Consider the following 798-nt stretch of genomic DNA (forward strand, 5'->3'; position numbering starts at 1 on the left):
CGAGGTCGGCCGGGACCGCGTCCGGCACCTCGACCGGCTTCTCGGCCCCCCGGAACACCAGCTTGGACTTGTCGGTGTTCTCCGGGTCGCCCTCGCAGTCGACCACCACGATCTGACCCGGGGTCAGCTCGTTGAACAGAATCCGCTCCGACAGGTTGTCCTCGATGTCCCGCTGGATGGTCCGGCGCAGCGGCCGAGCCCCCAGGACCGGGTCGAAGCCCTTCTTCGCCAGGTACTTCTTGGCGTTGTCGGTCAGCTCCAGACCCATGTCCTTGTTCCGCAGCTGCGACTCGATCCGCCGGATCATGATGTCCACGATCGACAGGATCTCGGTCTGGTTCAGCTGGTGGAACACGATGGTGTCGTCGATCCGGTTCAGGAACTCCGGGCGGAAATGCTGCTTCAGCTCGTCGTTGACGCGTCTCTTCATCCACTCGTAGTTGGACTCCTGGCCCTCCGAACGCGCCTGGAAGCCCAGCGACACCGCCTTGGCCACGTCCCGCGTGCCGAGGTTGGTGGTCAGGATGATGACCGTGTTCTTGAAGTCCACGATCCGGCCCTGACCGTCGGTCAGCCGCCCATCCTCCAGGATCTGCAGCAGCGTGTTGAACACGTCCGGGTGGGCCTTCTCGATCTCGTCGAACAGGACCACCGAGAACGGCCGCCGCCGCACCTTCTCGGTCAACTGGCCACCCTCGTCGTAGCCCACGTAGCCGGGAGGCGCACCGACGAGACGGGACACCGTGTACCGGTCGTGGAACTCCGACATGTCCAACTGGATGAGCGCGTCCTCGCTGC

General features: G+C 64.7%; 1 protein-coding gene. It reads right to left on the reverse strand.

The window, feature by feature from the left end; all coding sequences use genetic code 11:
* Window positions 1-798, reverse strand: a 798-nt coding sequence (locus ACFFHU_RS29150; protein WP_377343665.1) for an AAA family ATPase, incomplete at both ends; no start/stop codon positions are given.

Source organism: Plantactinospora siamensis (assembly GCF_042434095.1).
Taxonomy (GTDB): domain Bacteria; phylum Actinomycetota; class Actinomycetes; order Mycobacteriales; family Micromonosporaceae; genus KBS50.